Annotated in this window: 20 protein-coding genes; 5 read left to right on the top strand and 15 right to left on the bottom strand. The window is 62.0% G+C overall.

Annotated features, from left to right (window positions below):
- Position 1: 1 nt before the first annotated feature.
- The gene (locus tag JMN22_RS13545; RefSeq protein ID WP_030139512.1) at positions 2 to 637 is read left to right on the top strand and encodes a TetR/AcrR family transcriptional regulator; all 636 of its coding nucleotides are present in this window, start codon (positions 2 to 4) and stop codon (positions 635 to 637) included.
- A gap of 139 nt (positions 638 to 776) precedes the next feature.
- On the opposite strand, the gene JMN22_RS13540 is transcribed toward JMN22_RS13545, so the two are convergent.
- Entirely contained in the window at positions 777 to 1,559 is a 783-nt protein-coding gene (locus tag JMN22_RS13540) for a class I SAM-dependent methyltransferase (RefSeq protein ID WP_206768479.1), read from the bottom strand.
- Positions 1,560 to 1,650: 91 nt separating this feature from the next.
- On the opposite strand from JMN22_RS13540, the gene JMN22_RS13535 reads away from it, so the two are divergent.
- Positions 1,651 to 2,271 (top strand): hypothetical protein, encoded by a 621-nt coding sequence (locus JMN22_RS13535; RefSeq protein ID WP_030139514.1) that lies wholly within the window; start codon positions 1,651 to 1,653, stop codon positions 2,269 to 2,271.
- A 3-nt stretch (positions 2,272 to 2,274) separates the two neighbouring features.
- Here JMN22_RS13535 and JMN22_RS13530 read toward each other — a convergent pair whose 3' ends face one another.
- From JMN22_RS13530 to ppc, 7 genes are all read right to left on the bottom strand, one after another.
- Complete coding sequence (locus JMN22_RS13530; RefSeq protein WP_030139515.1) at positions 2,275 to 2,973, bottom strand: extensin-like domain-containing protein; 699 nt, start codon at positions 2,971 to 2,973, stop codon at positions 2,275 to 2,277.
- A gap of 16 nt (positions 2,974 to 2,989) precedes the next feature.
- Positions 2,990 to 3,811 (bottom strand): isocitrate lyase/PEP mutase family protein, encoded by an 822-nt coding sequence (locus JMN22_RS13525; RefSeq protein ID WP_198796332.1) that lies wholly within the window; start codon positions 3,809 to 3,811, stop codon positions 2,990 to 2,992.
- A gap of 33 nt (positions 3,812 to 3,844) precedes the next feature.
- The gene (locus JMN22_RS13520) at positions 3,845 to 4,705 is read right to left on the bottom strand and encodes a DUF72 domain-containing protein (protein ID WP_198796331.1); all 861 of its coding nucleotides are present in this window, start codon (positions 4,703 to 4,705) and stop codon (positions 3,845 to 3,847) included.
- A complete protein-coding gene (locus JMN22_RS13515) occupies positions 4,705 to 5,013 on the bottom strand; it encodes a hypothetical protein (RefSeq protein WP_030139518.1) in 309 nt (102 codons plus the stop codon). Before JMN22_RS13515 ends, JMN22_RS13520 begins: the two co-directional genes overlap by 1 nt.
- A gap of 341 nt (positions 5,014 to 5,354) precedes the next feature.
- On the bottom strand, positions 5,355 to 6,032 hold the full coding sequence (gene tsaB / locus JMN22_RS13510; protein WP_198796330.1) for a tRNA (adenosine(37)-N6)-threonylcarbamoyltransferase complex dimerization subunit type 1 TsaB: 678 nt from the start codon (positions 6,030 to 6,032) through the stop codon (positions 5,355 to 5,357).
- Positions 6,033 to 6,126: 94 nt separating this feature from the next.
- Positions 6,127 to 6,774: an adenylate kinase gene (adk, locus tag JMN22_RS13505; protein WP_030139520.1), complete on the bottom strand. Its 648-nt coding sequence runs from the start codon at positions 6,772 to 6,774 to the stop codon at positions 6,127 to 6,129.
- A 291-nt stretch (positions 6,775 to 7,065) separates the two neighbouring features.
- Positions 7,066 to 9,696, bottom strand: a complete 2,631-nt coding sequence (gene ppc / locus JMN22_RS13500; protein ID WP_198796329.1) for a phosphoenolpyruvate carboxylase — start codon at positions 9,694 to 9,696, stop codon at positions 7,066 to 7,068.
- A gap of 178 nt (positions 9,697 to 9,874) precedes the next feature.
- Between ppc and JMN22_RS13495 the strand changes: the two genes are divergently transcribed.
- The 3 genes from JMN22_RS13495 to JMN22_RS13485 all read left to right on the top strand — a co-directional run bounded on the left by JMN22_RS13495 (position 9,875) and on the right by JMN22_RS13485 (position 11,863).
- On the top strand, positions 9,875 to 10,219 hold the full coding sequence (locus tag JMN22_RS13495; RefSeq protein WP_030139522.1) for a hypothetical protein: 345 nt from the start codon (positions 9,875 to 9,877) through the stop codon (positions 10,217 to 10,219).
- A gap of 390 nt (positions 10,220 to 10,609) precedes the next feature.
- Positions 10,610 to 11,023: a DUF4398 domain-containing protein gene (locus tag JMN22_RS13490; protein ID WP_198796328.1), complete on the top strand. Its 414-nt coding sequence runs from the start codon at positions 10,610 to 10,612 to the stop codon at positions 11,021 to 11,023.
- A 48-nt stretch (positions 11,024 to 11,071) separates the two neighbouring features.
- Positions 11,072 to 11,863 carry an OmpA family protein gene (locus tag JMN22_RS13485; RefSeq protein WP_198796327.1) on the top strand — a complete coding sequence of 264 codons (792 nt, stop codon included), beginning with the start codon at positions 11,072 to 11,074 and terminating at the stop codon, positions 11,861 to 11,863.
- A 202-nt stretch (positions 11,864 to 12,065) separates the two neighbouring features.
- Here the strand turns inward: JMN22_RS13485 and JMN22_RS13480 are convergent, their stop codons facing one another.
- The 7 genes from JMN22_RS13480 to prfB form a co-directional block, all read right to left on the bottom strand.
- Positions 12,066 to 12,395, bottom strand: a complete 330-nt coding sequence (locus tag JMN22_RS13480; protein ID WP_030139524.1) for a hypothetical protein — start codon at positions 12,393 to 12,395, stop codon at positions 12,066 to 12,068.
- Positions 12,392 to 13,297, bottom strand: a complete 906-nt coding sequence (locus tag JMN22_RS13475; protein ID WP_030139525.1) for an alpha/beta hydrolase — start codon at positions 13,295 to 13,297, stop codon at positions 12,392 to 12,394. Before JMN22_RS13475 ends, JMN22_RS13480 begins: the two co-directional genes overlap by 4 nt.
- A gap of 80 nt (positions 13,298 to 13,377) precedes the next feature.
- Positions 13,378 to 14,655: a flavohemoglobin expression-modulating QEGLA motif protein gene (locus tag JMN22_RS13470; RefSeq protein WP_198796326.1), complete on the bottom strand. Its 1,278-nt coding sequence runs from the start codon at positions 14,653 to 14,655 to the stop codon at positions 13,378 to 13,380.
- A gap of 36 nt (positions 14,656 to 14,691) precedes the next feature.
- Positions 14,692 to 15,246, bottom strand: a complete 555-nt coding sequence (locus JMN22_RS13465; protein ID WP_030139527.1) for a hypothetical protein — start codon at positions 15,244 to 15,246, stop codon at positions 14,692 to 14,694.
- Between the two features lie 175 nt (positions 15,247 to 15,421).
- Positions 15,422 to 16,138 carry a TetR/AcrR family transcriptional regulator gene (locus JMN22_RS13460; RefSeq protein WP_030139528.1) on the bottom strand — a complete coding sequence of 239 codons (717 nt, stop codon included), beginning with the start codon at positions 16,136 to 16,138 and terminating at the stop codon, positions 15,422 to 15,424.
- Positions 16,139 to 16,239: 101 nt separating this feature from the next.
- Positions 16,240 to 17,742: a lysine--tRNA ligase gene (lysS, locus tag JMN22_RS13455; protein ID WP_198796325.1), complete on the bottom strand. Its 1,503-nt coding sequence runs from the start codon at positions 17,740 to 17,742 to the stop codon at positions 16,240 to 16,242.
- A gap of 108 nt (positions 17,743 to 17,850) precedes the next feature.
- Positions 17,851 to 18,946 (bottom strand): peptide chain release factor 2 gene (gene prfB / locus JMN22_RS13450; RefSeq protein WP_095963568.1). Its coding sequence is split into 2 segments (ribosomal slippage): positions 17,851 to 18,873 and positions 18,875 to 18,946, totalling 1,095 coding nucleotides; the frame shifts between segments, so codons are not numbered across the junction.
- Positions 18,947 to 19,197: the final 251 nt, after the last annotated feature.

Genomic DNA, 19,197 nt, shown 5'->3' with positions numbered 1-19,197 from the left:
AATGTCGAACAATCCTCTCCCTCCCAGCGGCCCCGGTCGCCCAAAGGATCTGGCCAAGCGCCAAGCCATTCTCGACGCCGCGAAACGTCTGTTCCTGAGCCTGGGTTACGCCAGTACCAGCATGGATGCCGTGGCGACCGAGGCCGGCGTGTCGAAGCTGACGGTCTACAGTCACTTCAACGACAAGGAAACCCTGTTTGCCGCCGCGGTGATTGCCAAATGCGAGGAGCAAGTTCCGACGCTTTTTTTCGAATGGCCTGATGGCGTTCCCATTGAGCACGTGTTGCTGAACATCGCCCGTGGTTTCAATCAACTGATCAACAGCGACGAATCGGTCAACCTGCATCGGTTGATGATTGCCTTGGGCAGCCAGGATCCGAAACTTTCGACGATTTTCTACGAGGCCGGCCCGCAACGCATGCTTTCAGGCATGGAGCGGTTACTGAGCAAGGTCAACCAGAGCGGCGCGTTGAGCATCGACAAACCGAGAAATGCCGCCGAACATTTCTTCTGCCTGATCAAGGGCGCGGCGAATTTCCGGTTGCTGTACGGCTGCGATGGGCCGCAGGACGCCGAGGCGGCCGAGGCTCATGTGCAGGAAGTGGTGGGGTTGTTTGTGCGCGCTTATCGGCCCTAGCTCGACCGGCAGCCTTGCGCTGGCCGTCAGGGCCTCATCGTCGGAACGCCGCCCGGAACAAGCTCGCTCCCACATTGGATCTGTGGTGCTCATCAAACCCTGTGGGAGCGAGCTCGCTCGCGATGCAGGCGCCTCGGTCTCAAGGCTTGAGCGCTTTCTTCGGGTAGATGTCGTACCGACTGGACTTGCCCTCAAGCCCATGGCTCGGCTTCGGCCCTTCGATGCAAGGCGCCTTGCGCGGGCGCTTGACCACCACTCGGTGGGTCGCCAGCGCCAGTGCCGCGGCCAACAGCGCCGGGGCGTCATTGTCATCACCCACCAATGGCCGGAACAGGCGCATCTCTTTCTTCACCAGGGCGGTTTTCTCCCGATGAGGGAACATCGGGTCCAGGTAGATTACCTGGGGCGGCTCGCCTTCCCAGGTGCGCATCACCTCGATGGAATTGCCCTTGAGCAAACGCATGCGCGCCACGATCGGCGCCACGTCGAAATCCTCCGCGCCCCGGGCCAGGCCATCTTCCAGCAAGGCGCCGATCAGCGGCTGGCGCTCGATCAGGCTCATTTCGCAGCCCAGGCTCGCCAGCACGAACGCGTCCTTGCCCAGCCCAGCCGTGGCGTCGAGTACCCGAGGACGCACACCTTGGGCGACACCGACGGCCTTGGCGATCATCTGGCCGCTGCCGCCGCCGTACAACCGACGATGGGCCGCGCCACCCTCGACGAAGTCCACCCGCACCGGTCCCGGCGCGTCCGGACCCAGTTGCTGCAATTGCAAACCCTGCTCGCCAACCTGCAAGGCAAACTCGCCATCGTCCACTTGCAACGGCAGGCCAAGCCGCTCGGCCCATTGCTCGGCTTGCGCCTGGAAGGCCGGGGCCAGGGCCTCGATGCGGATGCGGCAGGCCGCGGGTTGCTCAATCATGAAAACACGCTCAAAAAATTAAGGATCGGCAAAAACGGCCGATAACAACGGTGAACGGCATTTTGCCAGAGCTGAGCGTCGACCGAGAAAAATGTCAGACATTCAATCCACATCGATAGGCGTTATCTCCCCTTACGGCGATTACAGCCTGCGTAACACCCAAGCGCTGAGCGGCGTCAGTCACCTGTGGCAGGATTTTTTCGCCCGGGCCCTGGCCGATCAGTTGGGTGAAAACGCACCGGCGCCAGGCAGCTACCAGCCCGTCGCCCTCGATGAAGCGGTTGAACCGACCCTCGGCGCCGAACTGCTGGAACACATCGTCAGCCAACGCACCTGCGACGTGACTGAGACCCAGGTCAAGCCACCCGAGCCGCTGTTCCTGCCGATCGCCGAGTTCGAACTTGACTTGCTGGACAAGCCGTTCCCACCCTTCCCGCCGGAAGAAATCGTCGCCCAGCAAAAGCAGCAGACCTTCGAAAGCAATTGGGTCCGCCCGATCGTTCTCACCGCCGGCCAACCCCTGCCAGAACCGGGCCCGGCACCACAACCGCGTCCGTTGCACCTGCCGATTGCCGAGTTCGAACTCGAGCTGCTGGACAAACCCTTCCCGCCGTTCCCGGAAGAGGAATTGGTGGCACAACAGAAACAACTCGATTTCGACACTCGCTGGGCACGGCCGATCGTGCTGCAAAACCTGCGCATCGCCGCCTGATTCTTACCGACAGATCCACCACGGCCCGACATCCAGATGAAAATGGTTGCGGTGCGCCGCGTTGTAGTCTGGACTCAACACCACACTGAACATGTCGCACGCGCCGTCGCGCACCTGCCGCAGGAACTGCGCATCGGTGTTGTCCTTCGGCCAATCCTTGAGCACGCTGACCGCGCGCCCATCGGCCAGGCGAAACCCGGCGATGTCGAGCGCGCTGGCGGTGGCATGCTGGCTGCGCGCGCCGCTTTCACGACCGTACATATTGCGACAGGCAAAGCTGCCCAAGTGATCGACCCGCGTGACCTTCTGCCCATAGACCGCCGTTGCCGCCGGCTGCAGCGCATGGCGCTCGAACAACGCGAAGGCCACGGCCAGCGGGCAACTGGCCAGGAAACTGCTGCTCAGCGCCACCTCGCCGCCCTGCACCCGCAACACATTGGTCAACGGACACGTCGTGTTGGCGCCGCTGTCCGCCTGGCGAGCGGTGCGAAGCCCTGACGTCGCAAGCGCCTGGTCGCACAGTTGCGGGTCGTTGCGCAGGGCCATCAGCTTGTAGCGGGTCAGCAGGTTCGGCGGGACGTTGACGTCCAACGGCGCCCAGGGATTCCATTGCGGCGGCACCGACAGCCAGCCGCGCCAAACCCCAAATACCGCAGCGCCAGCAACCAGCGCCAATACCATCAACACTTTGAAAAACCGCACGACAACGCCTCGGGCATCAACCCTTGAATAATTGATTGGCCTGACTGTACGGCATCGAGCGACGGGTGAAGGTGAACGTGCCCTGCTGCTGGATCTCCTCGGCAGCGCGGAAGAACTCGCCGTAGGCCGCCAGTGCCAGGGCCGATCCGACGCTGATGCGCTTGACGCCCAGTTCGCTCAACTGTGCCACGGTGAGGTCCAGCGCGCCGGACATCAGCACATTCACCGGCTTGGGCGCCACGGCCCGGACCACCGCGAGGACTTGTTCGGCGCTGCTCAACCCCGGCGCGTAGAGCACGTCGGCACCTGCGTCGGCGAACGCCTTCAAGCGCCGGATCGTATCGTCCAGGTCAGGCTTGCCGTGCAGGAAATTCTCCGCCCGGGCGGTCAGCAGGAACGGGAACGGCAGGCTGCGTACCGCGTCGGCCGCGGCCTTGACGCGCGCCACTGCGTGGTCGAAGCAATAGATCGGACTGTCCGGACGCCCGGTGGCGTCTTCGATCGAGCCCCCCACTGCCCCGGCTTCTGCCGCACGCAAGAGGCTGCGGACACATTCTTCGGGCGCATCGGCAAAGCCATTCTCCAGATCGACCGCCACTGGCAGATCCGTGGCCGCCACGATCGCTCGCACGTTGGCCAGTGTGTCATCCAGGGCCAGCCCACCATCGGGTCTCGCCAGGGAAAAAGCGTAGCCGGCACTGGTGGTGGCCAAGGCTTCGAAGCCAAGGGTGGCGAGCATCTTGGCCGAACCGGCATCCCACGGATTGGGAATGACAAACGCCCCTTCACGCTCGTGCAAGGCCTTGAACGCCTGGGCTCGCCGGGTTTGTGCATCCATGAAAGTCGCTCCTGAACTAGGGAAGAGATCGCCTCAGAGCAAACCCAGTTGCTCGGCGGCGGGTTCTCTATATAGCTCAGGCAGGGCCGGCAAGCCAGGCAAACGGCTCATCAAGCGGCTGTGAAAATGCATCGCGAGTCTTGCCGCCAGGAGGTTGTCGGCGGTGTGCAGGAACATGTACGGCGTGCGCCCTTCTTCGATCCACTCAGCGATTTTCTCCACCCAAGGCGTCAGGAACGGCTCGTTGGCCTCCACCACGGGATGGCCGACGAAGCGCACCTGTGGGCATTGGGTGAACGCTGCTGGCCGCGTAGGCACCCGTGGCTTTTTATATTGGGCATGGATCACTGAGGGATCGGTCGAGGCACAGCTGAACAAACCCCGTGGATCGAGGCAGATACGTTCCACGCCGCGATCGAGCAACAGGCGATTGAGCTGGCGCTCGGCATCGCCCTTGGCGAAGAACTCATCATGACGGACCTCGACGGCCAATGGTCGTGGAAACGCGTCGATGAAGGCAGCCAACTCCTGCAACCGATTGGGCGTGAACGCCTTGGACAGTTGCAGCCAGAACGGCGAAACCCGCTCGCCCAGCGGGCTGAGCAATTGAACGAAGGTTTCGGCGGCGGTCAGGTGTTCGCGCAAGTCACCGCCGTGACTGATGTCGCCCGGAATCTTGGCCGTGAAACGAAAATGTTCGGGCATGATTTCCGCCCAGCGCTGGACGGTGGCCGCAGACGGGCTCGCATAGAAGGTCGTGTTGCCTTCCACGGCGTTGAAGACCTGGCTATAGAGATTCAGGAAGTCGGAGCTCTTGGTGTCCTGGGGATAAAGGTAATCGCGCCAGGCGTTTTCACTCCAGGACGGGCAGCCGAGGTAATAAGGCAGCCGCATCAGATGTAGAGGTCGAGCCCCAGCACTTCCATATCCCAGTCGACAAAACCGGCAGTGCTCAAATAGCTGGCAAGGGCCGTGGCGACACTGCGGCTCATGGCGCGGTGGTACAGCATGTCTTGCTGGCGGGCGGGGAGATTGCTCAGGCGTTGCGCGGAGGCTTTGGCGGCACGGGCGGCCAGTTGCTCTTCGGACGGAAGTTCCAGGTCGCCATCGATGTCATCGAAGGTTTCGGGCTCAGCGGCTTTACCCGCACGAGGCCGACGCTTGATGGGATAGGACTGTGATGAAACGCCGTCTATACGCATGACAAAATGCTCGGTATCAATGATGGCAATTTAGCGGCACATTCGCAGCCGCGCAAATGCGCAAGTGATAACTAGAACACATAAAGTCAAAAAGGTTTAAAAACAGGCTGAAAAAGTGACGACTGGCAAGGTTGGGTGTGACTTTTGGATCGGGCAATGACTTTTTGGCTGGAAGTCCAGGGGCTGAAGAATGCCTCGTGGCGAGGGGATTTATCCCCGCTGGGCGCGCAGCGCCCCCGACATTGTTTTGTCAGCCACACACTTGACGAGTGCTGCGCACTCGGGCGGGGATAAATCCCCTCGCCACAACTGCGCTCGCCTTTGGATGGGGTAATGCTTGTTTAGCGCTCGGACTTGGGCGTGGCGACCCTGTCCCGCAGGTAAACCGGCTGCGCCTCATCGGCCGCAATGGCCTCGCCGCGCTCCCAAGCGAAGCGTGCCAGCGCCAGCAGGTCTTCGGCATGGGGCAGCATCGACGCGTCCTGGCCGCCAACGCTGGCGCCGATCCGCTCGCCATAGCCCCACCCGGTACCGGCGCCGAACCAATCGCCACTCGCCTCTTCCGGCAATGCCGCCGACTCGGGTGGCAATACTGCTTCACGGCCCACCAGGCGCATCTCGCCATCGGTTTCGCGATAACAGCCCCAGTACACCTCGTCCATGCGTGCATCAATGGCAGCCGCCACCTGGCGCGCGCCGTGTTCGCGCAAGGCACGCTGGGCCAGCACCGCCAGGTTCGACACCGGCAATACCGGACGTTCCAGGGCAAAGGCCAGGCCCTGCACGACGCCAATGGCGATCCGCACGCCGGTGAACGCCCCGGGCCCACGGCCAAAGGCAATTGCGTCAACCGCTTGCAAGGTCGTCCCGGCGTCGCTCAACAACTGCTGGATCATTGGCAACAACTTCTGCGCGTGCAGGCGCGGGATCACCTCGTAATGGCTCGTAACCTTGCCGTCGTGCAGCAAGGCAACGGAGCAAGCTTCGGTCGCGGTGTCCAGGGCCAGCAAGGTGCTCATCGATGTGTCCGTAAATCAGGTGGGGAAAAAGTGCGCCAGTATAAACAACTACGGCCCGCAAGCGGGCCGTCGTCGATGCAACTGATCAGACTTTTCAGCTCAGCGCTTCAAGCACCTTGCCGGTGATCGCATCGACCGAGCCAACGCCCGGGATGTGGCTGTACTTCGGCTTGCCCTGGGCAGCGGACAGCTTCTGGTAGAAGTCCACCAGCGGCTTGGTCTGGGAATGGTAGACCGACAGGCGATGACGCACGGTTTCTTCAGTGTCGTCCTTGCGTTGCACCAGCTCGTCGCCAGTCACGTCGTCCTTGCCGGCGACCTTTGGCGGGTTGTAGACGGTGTGATAGACACGACCGGACGCTTCGTGAACGCGACGGCCGGCAATGCGCTGGACGATTTCTTCGTCATCTACCGCGATTTCGACCACGTGATCGAGCTCCACTCCGGCAGTCACCAGGGCTTCAGCCTGGGGAATGGTGCGCGGGAAACCGTCGAACAGGAAGCCATTGGCGCAGTCCGGTTGAGCGATGCGATCCTTGACCAGGGCGATGATCAGGTCATCCGACACCAGGCCGCCGGCATCCATGATGCTCTTGGCTTGAACACCCAATGGGGTGCCAGCCTTGACCGCGGCACGCAGCATGTCGCCGGTGGAGATTTGCGGGATACCGAATTTCTCGGTGATGAACTTTGCCTGAGTACCTTTACCGGCCCCGGGAGCTCCCAGCAGAATGACGCGCATCGATGTGCTCCTCAATTTTTTTATGTAAAACGCTCGGATTCGCCTCGTGGGGCCAATCTTCGAAAAACAGGATCGTGACCGCCCAAACGGTCAAAGGCTGCTCAAGATACACAGCAGGCCCGAGCCACACAAGCCGCCGAAAGTCGGAGGAACCCGCGCCCGACGCGACCTTTGTATGAGGTGGCGAGAGTCGCAACCGGGCAACAAACTGTCGCCTGGTCGACCTGCCCTTCCCCGCAAACGGCTACGCCCGGACGAACCGGGCGAGCTGTTTCACGCAACGCCCCGACGTCAACCGGTGTTGCGCAAACCGGCGGCGATCCCTGCCACAGACACCAGCAACGCCTGTTCCACGGGGCTGCCCTGGGCAACGTCCTGCTGCCGCGAACGCGCCAACAGTTCGGCCTGCAACAGGTGCAGCGGGTCGAGGTAAGTGTTGCGCAAGCGAATGAATTCCAGCGTGTCTGGGCTATGTGCCAGTAGCTGCGACTGGCCGGTCAACCCCAGGACCACCGCGCACGCCTGCGACAATAGGTCGCGTAAATGCTCGCCCAACGGCAGCAGTGCCGGCTCCACCAGACGCTCATCGTAGGACTGGGCAATGTCGGCGTCGGCCTTGGCCAGCACCATCTCCAGCATGTCGATGCGGGTACGGAAGAACGGCCATTGCTCGCGCATCTGCCCGAGCAACTCACCCTCGCCGCGCTCCAGCGCCTTGCCCAGGGCGGTTTCCCAACCGAGCCAGGCCGGCAGCATCAGCCGCGTCTGGGTCCAGCCGAAGATCCACGGAATCGCCCGCAGGCTTTCGATACCTCCGGCGCGGCGCTTGGCCGGGCGACTGCCCAGGGGCAGCCGGCCCAACTCCTGTTCCGGCGTGGACTGGCGGAAGTACTCGACGAATTGCGGATTTTCCCGCACCACGGCGCGGTAGGCACGGACGCCGTCGGCGGCCAGTTCGTCCATCAAATGACGCCACTCTGGCGTGGGCGGCGGCGGTGGCAACAAGGTTGCTTCCAGCACCGCAGCGAGATAAAGGTTGAGGTTCTGTTCGGCGATGTCCGGCAGGCCAAATTTGAAACGAATCATTTCGCCCTGCTCAGTGGTGCGGAACCGACCGGCCACCGAACCCGGCGGCTGAGACAGGATCGCCGCATGCGCCGGGCCACCGCCACGGCCCACCGTGCCCCCGCGACCGTGGAACAGCAGCAGTTCGACTTGCTGCTCGCGACAGATATCCACCAAGCGCTCCTGCGCCCGATATTGCGCCCAGGCCGCCGCCGTGGTGCCGGCGTCCTTGGCCGAATCGGAATAGCCGATCATCACTTCCTGAGGCCCTTGCAGGCGTGCACGGTAGCCGGGCAGCGACAAAAGACGCTCCATCACCGGACCGGCGTTATCCAGGTCGGCAAGGGTTTCAAACAGCGGCACCACCCGCATCGGCCGCAGCACGCCGGCTTCCTTGAGCAACAGCTGCACCGCCAGCACATCGGAAGCCGCGCCGGCCATGGAAATCACGTAGGAGCCCAGGGACGCCGCCGGTGCCGCCGCGACTTCCCGGCAAGTAGCCAGGACTTCGGCGGTATCGGCCGACGGTTTGAAATGCGGCGGCAACAATGGACGACGGTTATTCAACTCTTCCAGCAGGAAACTGATGCGCTGCTCTTCATTCCAGTCTTCATAACGCCCAAGCCCGAGGTAATCGGTGATCTCGGTCATGGCCGTCGTATGGCGAGTCGAATCCTGGCGCACATCGAGGCGCACCAGGAACAGCCCGAACGTCACTGCACGGCGCAGGCAATCAAGCAGCGGCCCATCGGCAATCACGCCCATGCCGCATTCGTGCAGGGACTGGTAGCACAGCTCCAACGGATCGAGCAGCTCGCGGTTGTTCTGCAACACCTCGGCGCTGGCGGGCGTCGAGGCCTTCAACGAGGCCTGGGCCCAGTTGCGCGTGGCCCGCAGGCGCTCACGCAATTGCTTGAGCACCGCACGATAGGGTTCGGCGCTGTCGCCGGCCTGGGCGCGCAAAGCCGCGCTGGCGTTCTGCATGGACAGGTCGGCCGCCAGGTGATCGACATCGCGCAGATAAAGGTCCGCCGCCATCCAACGCGCCAGCAACAGCACTTCACGGGTGACCGCGGCGGTGACGTTCGGGTTGCCGTCGCGGTCGCCGCCCATCCACGAGGCAAAGCGGATCGGCGCGGCTTCCAGGGGCAAGCGCAGCCCGGTGGCGGCGTGAAGGGCCTGGTCGGCCTTGCGCAGGTAATTGGGGATGGCGTGCCACAGCGAATGCTCGATCACCGCGAAACCCCACTTGGCCTCGTCCACGGGCGTGGGCCGGGTCCGGCGAATTTCTTCGGTGTGCCAGGCTTCGGCGATCAACCGTTGCAAGCGCTGGTGGATTTGCGCGCGCTCGGCGCTGGTGAGGTCGCGGTGATCCTGGGCGGCCAATTGCGCAGCAATGGCGTCGTATTTCTGGATCAGCGTACGCCGGGCGACTTCGGTGGGGTGGGCGGTGAGAACCAGTTCGATGTCCAGCCGGCCCAATTGCCTGGCCAGCGATTCAGCGCTGTGGCCTTCGGCACGCAGGCGCGCCAGCAGTTCGGGCAGCACTCGCGCTTCGAACGGTGCAGGCTTGGATTCTTCGCGCCGATGAATCAATTGGTATTGCTCGGCGATGTTGGCCAAGTTGAGGAACTGGTTGAACGCCCGCGCCACCGGCAGCAGTTCATCCTCGCTCAACTGGTTGAGGCTGGCGCTCAACTCGGCGTCCATGGAACCACGGCGATCAGCCTTGGCGCCCTTGCGGATCTGCTCGATCTTGTCGAGAAAGGTGTCCCCGTACTGGTCGCGAATGGTGTTGCCCAGCAGCTCGCCGAGCAGGTGGACGTCCTCGCGCAAACGGGCATCGATATCGGTCATCAGCAGTTCTCCAGCAAAAAGGTCCGGACAGCTTTGTAGGAGAGAGTGCCGATGCCAGTCGTTAATGACAAGCGACGAAGGGACTTTAAACCTTGTCAGGCAAAGCTAGTCTCATGGATAAGCCACACGACGGCTTGTCACTATCGCGCCCGCCAAAAGCAGGGCTATTGAGGTCATCATGAAAATCCGTGAGCTTGCCCAGCATTGGGAAGAAAACGCCAAGGGTCGCCTGACCCAGACCGGCTACACGATTCATCTCGACGTCGAGGCCGCGGCACGCCTGGCGGCCATCTGCGACATGTACCCCAAGCGCCACCCCGAAGAACTGCTCGGCGAACTCATCGGCGCGGCACTGGAAGAGCTGGAAGCCAGCTTTCCCTACGTCAGGGGATCGCAGGTAGTGGCCACCGATGAAGAAGGCGATCCGCTGTACGAAGACGTCGGGCCGACCCCGCGGTTCCTCGCATTGTCCCGCCGCCATCTGCACGAACTTTCCTCGCAGAACGACAAATCCAAACACTGACTCCTGCACTGACTTCTGTAGGAGCTGCCGAGCGAAGCGAGGCTGCGATCTTTTGATCTTTCACTCGGAACTCAAGTGTCAGTCGAAAGATCGCAGCCTCGCTTCGCTCGGCAGCTCCTACGCGCGCATCGCCCCAAAAAATGCGCACCTCACGGCGCCCGGAATACCGCTGCACGCCTTGAAAGTTCAGCTTTTTTGCCCCTGACCGATCAGTCAGCAATTCTTTTGGCGAATGGCCATCCTTGCCTGAACTTTTGAAAAACGCCTCGGGTCACACCGAGTAACCATACTGGAACGGCCGTTTAAATAAACGCGCCCTGGCGCCCGCGCCAAAACAGACGTCACGGCTTCGGTCCCAGCATGGATTCGTGTTTTTTCAGGAGTTTTCCAATGGAGTTGAAGCCTATGAATACCTGCACTGCCAAACCCTCATCCACTGGCCTGCGCGGCCTGAAGTTGGCTGCCCTGGCTATCGGTAGCAGCTTCATCCTGGCCGGTTGTGCCAGCAATCCACCGTCGGAGCAATATGCGGTCACGCAATCGGCGGTCAACAGCGCCGTCAGCGCCGGTGGCACCGAGTTCGCCGCGGTGGAAATGAAATCGGCCCAGGACAAACTCAAGCAAGCCGAAATCGCCATGCACGACGAGAACTACGAAGAGGCCAAGCGTCTGGCCGAACAGGCCGAATGGGATGCCCGCGTCGCTGAGCGCAAGGCCCAGGCCGCCAAGGCCGAACAGGCTCTCAAGGACTCTCAGAAAGGGGTTCAGGAACTGCGTCAGGAAGGCATGAACAAGGTTCAGTAAACCGCTCACGCCACGACGTATTTCTCATCGATAAAAGGACGACAGACTATGACGCACAAACATTTCATGATGCCCGCCCTGCTTGCCGCCTGCGTAGCCCTGGCCGCTTGCTCCCACGATCCGAACGCGAACCTGGAACAGGCCCGCACCAACTACAACGGGCTGCAGGCCGATCCGGCGGCGACCAAAGTGGCTGCGCTCGAAACCAAGGACGCCGCCGATTTCCTGGCCAAGGCCGACAAGGCCTACCTGGATAACGAAGACGAAGCCAAGGTCGACCAGTTGGCCTACCTGACCAACCAGCGTGTCGAAGTGGCCAAGCAGACCATCGCCCTGCGCAACGCCGAAGCCGAACTGAAAAACGCCGGTGACGAACGCGCCCGTGCATTGCTGGAAGCCCGTAACGCGCAGATCAAGCAGTTGCAGGACAGCCTCAACGCCAAGCAGACCGAGCGCGGTACCCTGGTGACCTTCGGCGACGTGCTGTTTGCCACCAACAAATCCGACCTGCGCACCAGCGGCATGACCAACGTGAGCAAGCTTGCGCAATTCCTCCAGGAAAATCCGGATCGCAAGGTGATCATCGAAGGCTACACCGACAGCACCGGCTCGGACTCCTACAACCAGTCGCTGTCCGAGCGCCGTGCCAGCTCAGTGCGCACGGCCCTGGTGAAAATGGGCGTCGATCCAGCCCGCATCGTGACCCAGGGTTATGGCAAGGAATTCCCGGTCGCCGACAACACCAGCGTCTCGGGCCGCGCCATGAACCGTCGCGTGGAAGTGACCATCTCCAACGACAACCAGCCCGTCGCCCCGCGTTCGACCATGAGCGCCAACTGATCGGGTGAATGAAACGAAAAGCCCCGCCTGGTTTCGTCAGGCGGGGCTTTTTCATGGCCGCATATATTTGGCTGTACCCCTTCCCTGTGGGAGCGAGCTTGCTCGCGATGGCGGTGGAACAGTCACCATCTCTGTTGACTGTAATGCCGCTATCGCGCGCAAGCTCGCTCCCACAAGGGATAGCGGTGTCCTTGAGATTGGATTACGGCTGCAGTTTTTGCGGGGTTTCCTGCCCCATGCACCGCACTGCACGCTTCTTCTCGTTGATCAGCACGCCGGTCAGGCCTTTCTGCTCGGTGTCGAACAACACCAGCACGCCATCGATGCACTGGGCGACCTGCGGCGCCGGCTCCAGGGAGACCTTGTAGTCCTCGCCCGGCACGGTCTTGAGCATGGTGAACTGGTTGAGCAGCAACGCATCCTCGGGCTTGGCGAAATGCAGGTAGCCGTAGTACCACAGCACCGCGACAGTGCCGAGGATGCTGCAGATACCGGTGATGATCAGGGGGATGGCGTTACGTTCTTCGCTCATTGCGGGTTCTCGGATGGTTCAACAGGGGATTTCGGATAATTAGGGACTTCACCCAGGCGGCGCAGGCCATCGAAATGCTGGGGGTCGTCAAGGTAGCGCAGCATCACCGTTCGCCAGGTCGGGTCGGCGAAGGTCTGCACATGCCCGCCGCGGGTCAGTTGCAACACCCTGGGCGGCGGCGCAGCTTGATACAAGCGGATGCCGTTGGAAAGAGGCACGATCGGGTCGTCGAGGCTGTGGTAGATCAGTTTTGGCACGCCGTTCAATTGCGCGATCGAGCCGATGGCGCTGTCACCGTCCGGCACCAGCCACGACAACGGCACTTGGAACGCCCAGGTCAGCCACGACGTGCCGAGGGCGAAACGCCCTACATCGCGGTAGCTGGCGGGCACCCCGTCCAGTACCAAAGCCTTGAGCTGCTGCTGGCGCTGGGGATGCTCGACCAGGTAATGCACCGCCAATGCGCCACCCAGGCTCTGGCCGAGCAGCACCAACGGCTTGCCCCTGACCTCGGGCGCATCGTCGAGCCATTTGAATGCCGCATCGATGTCCTGGTAAATCGCCGGCAGGCTCGGCTCGCCTTCGGAAACGCCATAGCCACGGTAATCGACCATCAACACCTGATAACCCTGCTCCGGCAACCACCAGCTCCCACCGAGGTGCCAGGCCAGGTTGCCGCCATTGCCGTGCAGGTGCAGCACCGTGCCCTTGACCTCGACACCCGGCTTCACCGGCAGCCACCAGCCACGCAGCTTCAGCCCATCAGCAGTGGTCAGGGTGACGTCGCGGTATTCGAGCTTGGCCCGCTCCGGCGTGAACGGCAGGCCGCGTTCCGGGTAGAACAGCAAGGAGCTGCAACCGCCCAGGGCCAGCAGCAGGCAAATGATGCCGAGGTTTCGCATCCGGTGAAGCCTCGCAAGTTAGGACTAAACGCCGTCTTGTGGGAGCGAGCAGGCTCGCTCCCACAAGGAATGAGGTGTGGTTAAAGGATATTGGAATAATCCGCTTCGATCCGATCCAGGCTCAGGTGGTTCAAGAAGTTGGAGAAGCACATCCAGGCCGACAGTGCATTCATGTCACGGAACTGCTCGGGCAGGTACTTGGGCGGTACGACCAGGCCTTCGTCCACCAACTGGCGCAACGTGCGCATGTCCTCTAGGGTGGTCTTGCCGCAGAACAGCAGCGGCACCTGCTCCAGCTTGCCTTTGCGCACGGCGAGCTGAATGTAGTTGTAAACCATGATGAAGCCCTTGAGGTAGGACAAGTCTTTGGTGAATGGCAGACCGGTCGGCACCGAGCCACGGAACACCCGGCTGGCGTTGCCGTAGCTTTCGGCCATTTCAAAACCCTGCTCGCGGAAGAACTCGAACACCTGCAGGAAATCGGCGCCCTCCTCCACCATATGAATGGCCCGGGTGCGGTTGGTGAGCTTGCGCAGGCGACTCGGGTAGGAGGCGAAGGTGATGATTTCCATGAGGATCGCCAGGCCTTCCTGGGTCACCGTCGACGAGGGCGGGCCCTTGGACAGGAAGGTGCAGATCGGCTGGTTCAAGCCATTGAGGGTGGTGCCGACGTGGACCAGCCCTTCGTGAACTTCCAGCGCCCGGACGTCGCGCTCGTTGAACATCGCGTCGGTGCGGATCTTGATGTAGTCGGCGCCCGCCGCCGCGTCAGCAACGATGCCGTCGGACTCGAACACACGGATGGTTTCCTCGGCCTCGCCGAACACCCGGTTGAGACGGTGTTGCAACAACCCGACGGCTTCCTTGGCGCTGAGCACCTTGGGTTCGTCCTTGAGGTCGCCACGGCCGTCGATGTTGTTCAGGTAATCGGAGAGCATCAGGCCCAGGTCGGCCAGGGTCGGGTCGCCTGCGTGAAAGGCGTCGGAGGCGGCGCCGTACAGTTCCTGGGAGATCAGCCCGAAATCCTCGGTGCCGCGCGCTTCGAGCATGCGCACCACCATGCGGTATTCCTTGCACATGCGGCGCATGATCTGGCCAACCGGGTTGAACTGCCCGAGCTGGCGGGTGATGTCGCGCTCGATGTTCTGGAACTCCAGCTTCACTTTGCTGGAGTCGAACGACAGGGGGCGGTTGAGGTAATAATCGCGGTCCACCGCCGGCAGTTCCTTGCCCTTGGCCTTGAGAAACCCCTTGCGGACGTTCTCGTCCCACTTCACCGCGTCGAGAATGCGAATCGGCGTCTGCGCCAGCACAATGCGATCGGACAAGGTGCGTATCGTCTGCTGGTAATCGTCCACCCGGAACTCCTGTGAAAAAACGTCCGCTTATAACCGTTATTGGGATTTGACCAGTCGCTGGTAGCGCACGGCTTCCGAGAACACGTCGGAATTGGCCGGGTCATCGAGGTAGCTGAAAACCTTGCTCATGTCGCTGTCCACCAGCACGCCATCACCCTCTTCGCTCGGGTTCGGCTGGCCGCTGAGGAGCTTCTGGCCGATGGCCTGGTTGATCTGTTCCATGTCCAGGTTGTAGACCACCAGTTCCTGCTTGTCGGTCAGTTCGAAACCGGCGATGACGAAATGTCCGCCAAACCGGGCCGGCACTTTTGCCGACAGGTACCAGCGGCTGCCGTGGCGAGAGACCGTCAGGGGAATGGCTTCGCGCTCCTGGGGCCTGGCCCTGAAGTAACTGATGGCCTGGTAGTGGTGCTTGCCGACTTCCGTCAGTTCCAGGTTCAACGGTTCGCCCCAGGCGTTGGTGCTGGTCCAGTGGCCGAGCAGGCCCTTGGGCGCGGCTTCGCTGTCGGGCAATGGCGCCTTGAACGACACCAGGCAACCACTGAGCAACAGCAACGAAACGGCCAGTACAACGGCACGCCAGGCTTTCATTGAAACTCCCTATGGTCTGTGGCGAGGGGATTTATCCCCGCTGGGCTGCGAAGCAGCCCCCTTTGCAGTCAGCTCCGTTAGCCAGATGTACCGAGTTGGCTGGTTTTGGGGCCGCTTCGCAGCCCAACGGGGATAAATCCCCTCGCCACAGGGGACTGTGGTAACCCTAAAAGGGCTACACCGACGCCAGTACCAAGTGCATGTAGCGGGTCAGGATGCCGAGCATGTCTTCTTCGGCTACCGGCTCGGCGCCATTGAGCAAGCCCTGATATTCCATCCGTCCGATAATCGCCGTCAACACTTTGGCATCCTGTTGCGGCTCGCGCGAGCCCAGAACCTGGAAAAACTGACACGTGCCGTGCAACAGGATTTGCTGATGAGAGCGTACCAGCACCGCCAGTCGCGGGTTGAGCAAGGCTTCCTGGCGGAACGCTTGTTCGGCCATCAGGTAGTCGCGACGGCTCTGCAGTTGATGCTGCACGTAGTCAGCGGTCATCCGCGCGATGTCGTCGGCCAATTGCGAGCGCGACTCGGCGCTGCCGTCCCCATAGGCAACCATCTCGCGCAGCAAGCCCTCGTTATTGGCCCACAACTTGGCCATGAAGGCCGCGCTGCGCTCCACGTATTGGGCGAAGGTATCGGTGAGCAGGTCATCGATGTCCTTGAAGTAATACGTGGTGGCCGACAGCGGCACGCCCGCTTCGGCGGCCACCGCGCGGTGTCGCACCGCCCGCACGCCATCGCGCACGACAATGCGCATGGCCGCGTCGAGAATCTTCTGTCGGCGCTGTTCACTGCCCTGTCGGCTGGCCTTGCGACCTTGGTACTGAACACTTTCAGCCACAGCAGTGGCGACGCCCGCTGCACCTTCTTGAGCCATTGCACGATTCACGACAGGTCTTTCCTCGCTGTTTCAGAAGTAACCAATTGATACGTTTGTACCAGACAGGCAATAAAAAGCCGCCCATCGAGGCGGCTTTTTATTTGAAGCACTTACGCTTGGGGCCGCATGTGCGGGAAGAGGATGACATCGCGGATCGACGGTGAGTTGGTCAACAACATCACCAGGCGATCGATGCCGATGCCTTCGCCGGCCGTTGGCGGCATGCCGTATTCCAGGGCACGGACGAAGTCGGCGTCGTAGTGCATGGCTTCGTCGTCGCCGGCGTCCTTGTCGGCCACCTGGGCCATGAAGCGCTCGGCCTGGTCTTCCGCGTCATTGAGCTCGGAGTAGGCGTTGGCGATTTCACGACCACCGATGAACAGCTCGAAGCGGTCGGTCACGCTTGGGTTCTCGTCGTTGCGACGGGCCAGAGGCGACACTTCGAACGGGTACTGGGTGATGAAGTGCGGCTGCTCCAGCTTGTGCTCGACCAGCTCTTCGAAAATCATCACTTGCAGCTTGCCCAAGCCTTCGAAGCCGAGCACCTTGGCGCCGGCCTTCTTGGCGATGGCGCGGGCCTTGTCGATGTCCTGCAGGTCGGCGGCGGTGATTTCCGGGTTGTACTTGAGGATCGAGTCGAACACCGACAAACGCACGAACGGCTCGCCGAAGTGGAACACCTTGTCGCCGTACGGCACGTCGGTGCTGCCCAGGACCAACTGCGCCAGCTCGCGGAACAGTTCCTCGGTCAGGTCCATGTTGTCTTCGTAGTCGGCGTAGGCCTGGTAGAACTCGAGCATGGTGAACTCGGGGTTGTGCCGGGTCGAAACGCCTTCGTTACGGAAGTTGCGGTTGATCTCGAAGACTTTTTCGAACCCGCCGACCACCAGGCGCTTGAGGTACAGCTCCGGGGCGATACGCAGGAACATTTCCATGTCCAGGGCGTTGTGGTGGGTTTCGAACGGCTTGGCCGCCGCGCCGCCAGGGATGGTCTGCAACATCGGCGTCTCGACTTCGAGGAAGTCACGCTTCATCAGGAAGCTGCGGATGTGGGCGATGACTTGCGAACGCACGCGGAAGGTCTGGCGCACCTCTTCGTTGACGATCAGGTCGACGTAGCGCTGGCGGTAGCGCTGCTCGGTGTCGGTCAGGCCGTGGTGCTTGTCCGGCAATGGGCGCAGGGACTTGGTCAGCAGGCGCACGTTGGTCATTTCGACGTACAGGTCGCCCTTGCCGGAGCGGGCCAGGGTGCCTTCGGCAGCGATGATGTCGCCCAGGTCCCAGGTCTTGACGGCGGCCAGGGTTTCTTCCGGCAGGGTCTTGCGATTGACGTAGACCTGGATGCGCCCGGTCATGTCCTGAATCACCATGAACGAACCACGGTTGAGCATGATGCGACCGGCAACCTTGACCGGAATCGCCGCCTCGGCCAGCTCTTCCTTGGTCTTGTCCGCGTACTTCTTCTGCAGGACGTCGCAATACGCGTCGCGGCGGAAGTCGTTGGGGAAGGCCTGGCCCTTGGCGCGCTCGGCAGCAAGCTTTTCCTTGCGCAGGGCGATCAGGGAGTTTTCTTCCTGTTGCAGGGCTTGCGGGTCGAGTTCTAGGTCGCTCATGTCTTTAAGGTTTCCATCACAGGTTCGTTGCCCCCGGCCCCGGGGCCGGAGTTTGCGGGCAGGCCTCGCTCCCATGGAAGCGTGCCTGCCCACCGCGTGGGTGTCGCGTTACAGCCCTTGCTTGAGGCTGGCGATCAGGTATTCATCGATGTCGCCGTCGAGCACTTTGTCGCAGTCGCTGCGTTCGATGCTGGTGCGCAGGTCCTTGATCCGCGAGGCGTCGAGCACGTACGAGCGGATCTGGTGACCCCAGCCGATGTCGGACTTGGTGTCTTCCAGGGCCTGGGACGCGGCGTTGCGCTTCTGCACTTCCTGCTCGTACAAGCGGGCCCGCAGCATCTTCATCGCAGTGTCTTTGTTCGCGTGCTGGGAACGCTCGTTCTGGCAACTGACCACGGTGTTGGTCGGTACGTGGGTGATCCGCACGGCCGAGTCGGTGGTGTTGACGTGCTGGCCACCGGCCCCGGAGGAACGGTAGGTGTCGATGCGCAGGTCGGCCGGGTTGATCTCGATTTCGATGTTGTCATCGATTTCCGGCGAGACGAATACCGCCGAGAACGAGGTATGGCGACGGTTGCCGGAGTCGAACGGGCTCTTGCGCACCAGGCGGTGCACGCCGATCTCGGTCCGCAGCCAGCCGAAGGCGTATTCGCCCTTGATGTGCACGGTGGCGCCCTTGATCCCGGCGACTTCACCGGCCGACAGTTCCATGATGGTCGCGTCGAAACCGCGTTTGTCGGCCCAGCGCAGGTACATGCGCAGCAGGATGTTGGCCCAGTCCTGGGCTTCGGTGCCGCCGGAACCGGCCTGGATGTCCAGGTAGGCGTTGTTCATGTCCATCTCGCCGCTGAACATGCGACGGAATTCCAGCTTGGCGAGGTTCTCGTCCAGGCGCGTCAGCTCGGCGACGACATCACCGACCGCGCCTTCGTCGTTCTCTTCGACAGCCATGTCCAGCAGGTCGCGGCAATCGGCCAGGCCACTGGACAATTCGTCCAGGGTCTCGACGATCTGCGCCAGCGCAGAACGCTCGCGGCCCAGCTCCTGGGCGTACGAAGGGTTGTTCCAGACATTCGGATCTTCAAGCTCGCGATTGACTTCGGTCAGGCGCTCATGCTTTTGATCGTAGTCAAAGATACCCCCGAATAGTTTCGGAGCGCTCGGACAGGTCCTTGATGGTGTTCAGGATCGGGTTGATTTCCATGGCGGGCAGCACTCGTTGGCGAACTTTTGAAAGCCGGCGAGTATAACGTAATCAGGCGCCAGCGGCAGCCCGCCTGGCGGCTTTAGGGGGAATGAGATTCAGCGCACTGTGGCGAGGGGATTTATCCCCGTTGGGCTGCGAAGCAGCCCCAAATGCAGTCAACTCAGTTTTCCTGGCACACCGAGTTGCCGGGTTTTAGGGCTGCTTCGCAGCCCAGCGGGGATAAATCCCCTCGCCACAATAAACCGCTC

The sequence above is a fragment of the Pseudomonas sp. HB05 genome, assembly GCF_016756915.1.
Classification (GTDB): Bacteria; Pseudomonadota; Gammaproteobacteria; order Pseudomonadales; family Pseudomonadaceae; genus Aquipseudomonas; species Aquipseudomonas alvandae.
This window is presented reverse-complemented; position numbering and strand designations above follow the sequence as displayed.

What these genes read in the sequence shown, in the direction of transcription:
- tsaB (WP_198796330.1), bottom strand. Translation starts at nt 6,032, where the DNA reads ATGAGCACCTTGCTGGCCCTGGACACCGCGACCGAAGCTTGCTCCGTT.
- JMN22_RS13525 (WP_198796332.1), bottom strand. Translation starts at nt 3,811, where the DNA reads ATGGATGCACAAACCCGGCGAGCCCAGGCGTTCAAGGCCTTGCACGAG.
- JMN22_RS13545 (WP_030139512.1), top strand. Translation starts at nt 2, where the DNA reads ATGTCGAACAATCCTCTCCCTCCCAGCGGCCCCGGTCGCCCAAAGGAT.
- JMN22_RS13540 (WP_206768479.1), bottom strand. Translation starts at nt 1,559, where the DNA reads ATGATTGAGCAACCCGCGGCCTGCCGCATCCGCATCGAGGCCCTGGCC.
- JMN22_RS13515 (WP_030139518.1), bottom strand. Translation starts at nt 5,013, where the DNA reads ATGCGTATAGACGGCGTTTCATCACAGTCCTATCCCATCAAGCGTCGG.
- JMN22_RS13485 (WP_198796327.1), top strand. Translation starts at nt 11,072, where the DNA reads ATGACGCACAAACATTTCATGATGCCCGCCCTGCTTGCCGCCTGCGTA.
- adk (WP_030139520.1), bottom strand. Translation starts at nt 6,774, where the DNA reads ATGCGCGTCATTCTGCTGGGAGCTCCCGGGGCCGGTAAAGGTACTCAG.
- JMN22_RS13475 (WP_030139525.1), bottom strand. Translation starts at nt 13,297, where the DNA reads ATGCGAAACCTCGGCATCATTTGCCTGCTGCTGGCCCTGGGCGGTTGC.
- lysS (WP_198796325.1), bottom strand. Translation starts at nt 17,742, where the DNA reads ATGAGCGACCTAGAACTCGACCCGCAAGCCCTGCAACAGGAAGAAAAC.
- JMN22_RS13480 (WP_030139524.1), bottom strand. Translation starts at nt 12,395, where the DNA reads ATGAGCGAAGAACGTAACGCCATCCCCCTGATCATCACCGGTATCTGC.
- ppc (WP_198796329.1), bottom strand. Translation starts at nt 9,696, where the DNA reads ATGACCGATATCGATGCCCGTTTGCGCGAGGACGTCCACCTGCTCGGC.
- JMN22_RS13535 (WP_030139514.1), top strand. Translation starts at nt 1,651, where the DNA reads ATGTCAGACATTCAATCCACATCGATAGGCGTTATCTCCCCTTACGGC.
- JMN22_RS13495 (WP_030139522.1), top strand. Translation starts at nt 9,875, where the DNA reads ATGAAAATCCGTGAGCTTGCCCAGCATTGGGAAGAAAACGCCAAGGGT.
- JMN22_RS13490 (WP_198796328.1), top strand. Translation starts at nt 10,610, where the DNA reads ATGGAGTTGAAGCCTATGAATACCTGCACTGCCAAACCCTCATCCACT.
- JMN22_RS13520 (WP_198796331.1), bottom strand. Translation starts at nt 4,705, where the DNA reads ATGCGGCTGCCTTATTACCTCGGCTGCCCGTCCTGGAGTGAAAACGCC.
- JMN22_RS13465 (WP_030139527.1), bottom strand. Translation starts at nt 15,246, where the DNA reads ATGAAAGCCTGGCGTGCCGTTGTACTGGCCGTTTCGTTGCTGTTGCTC.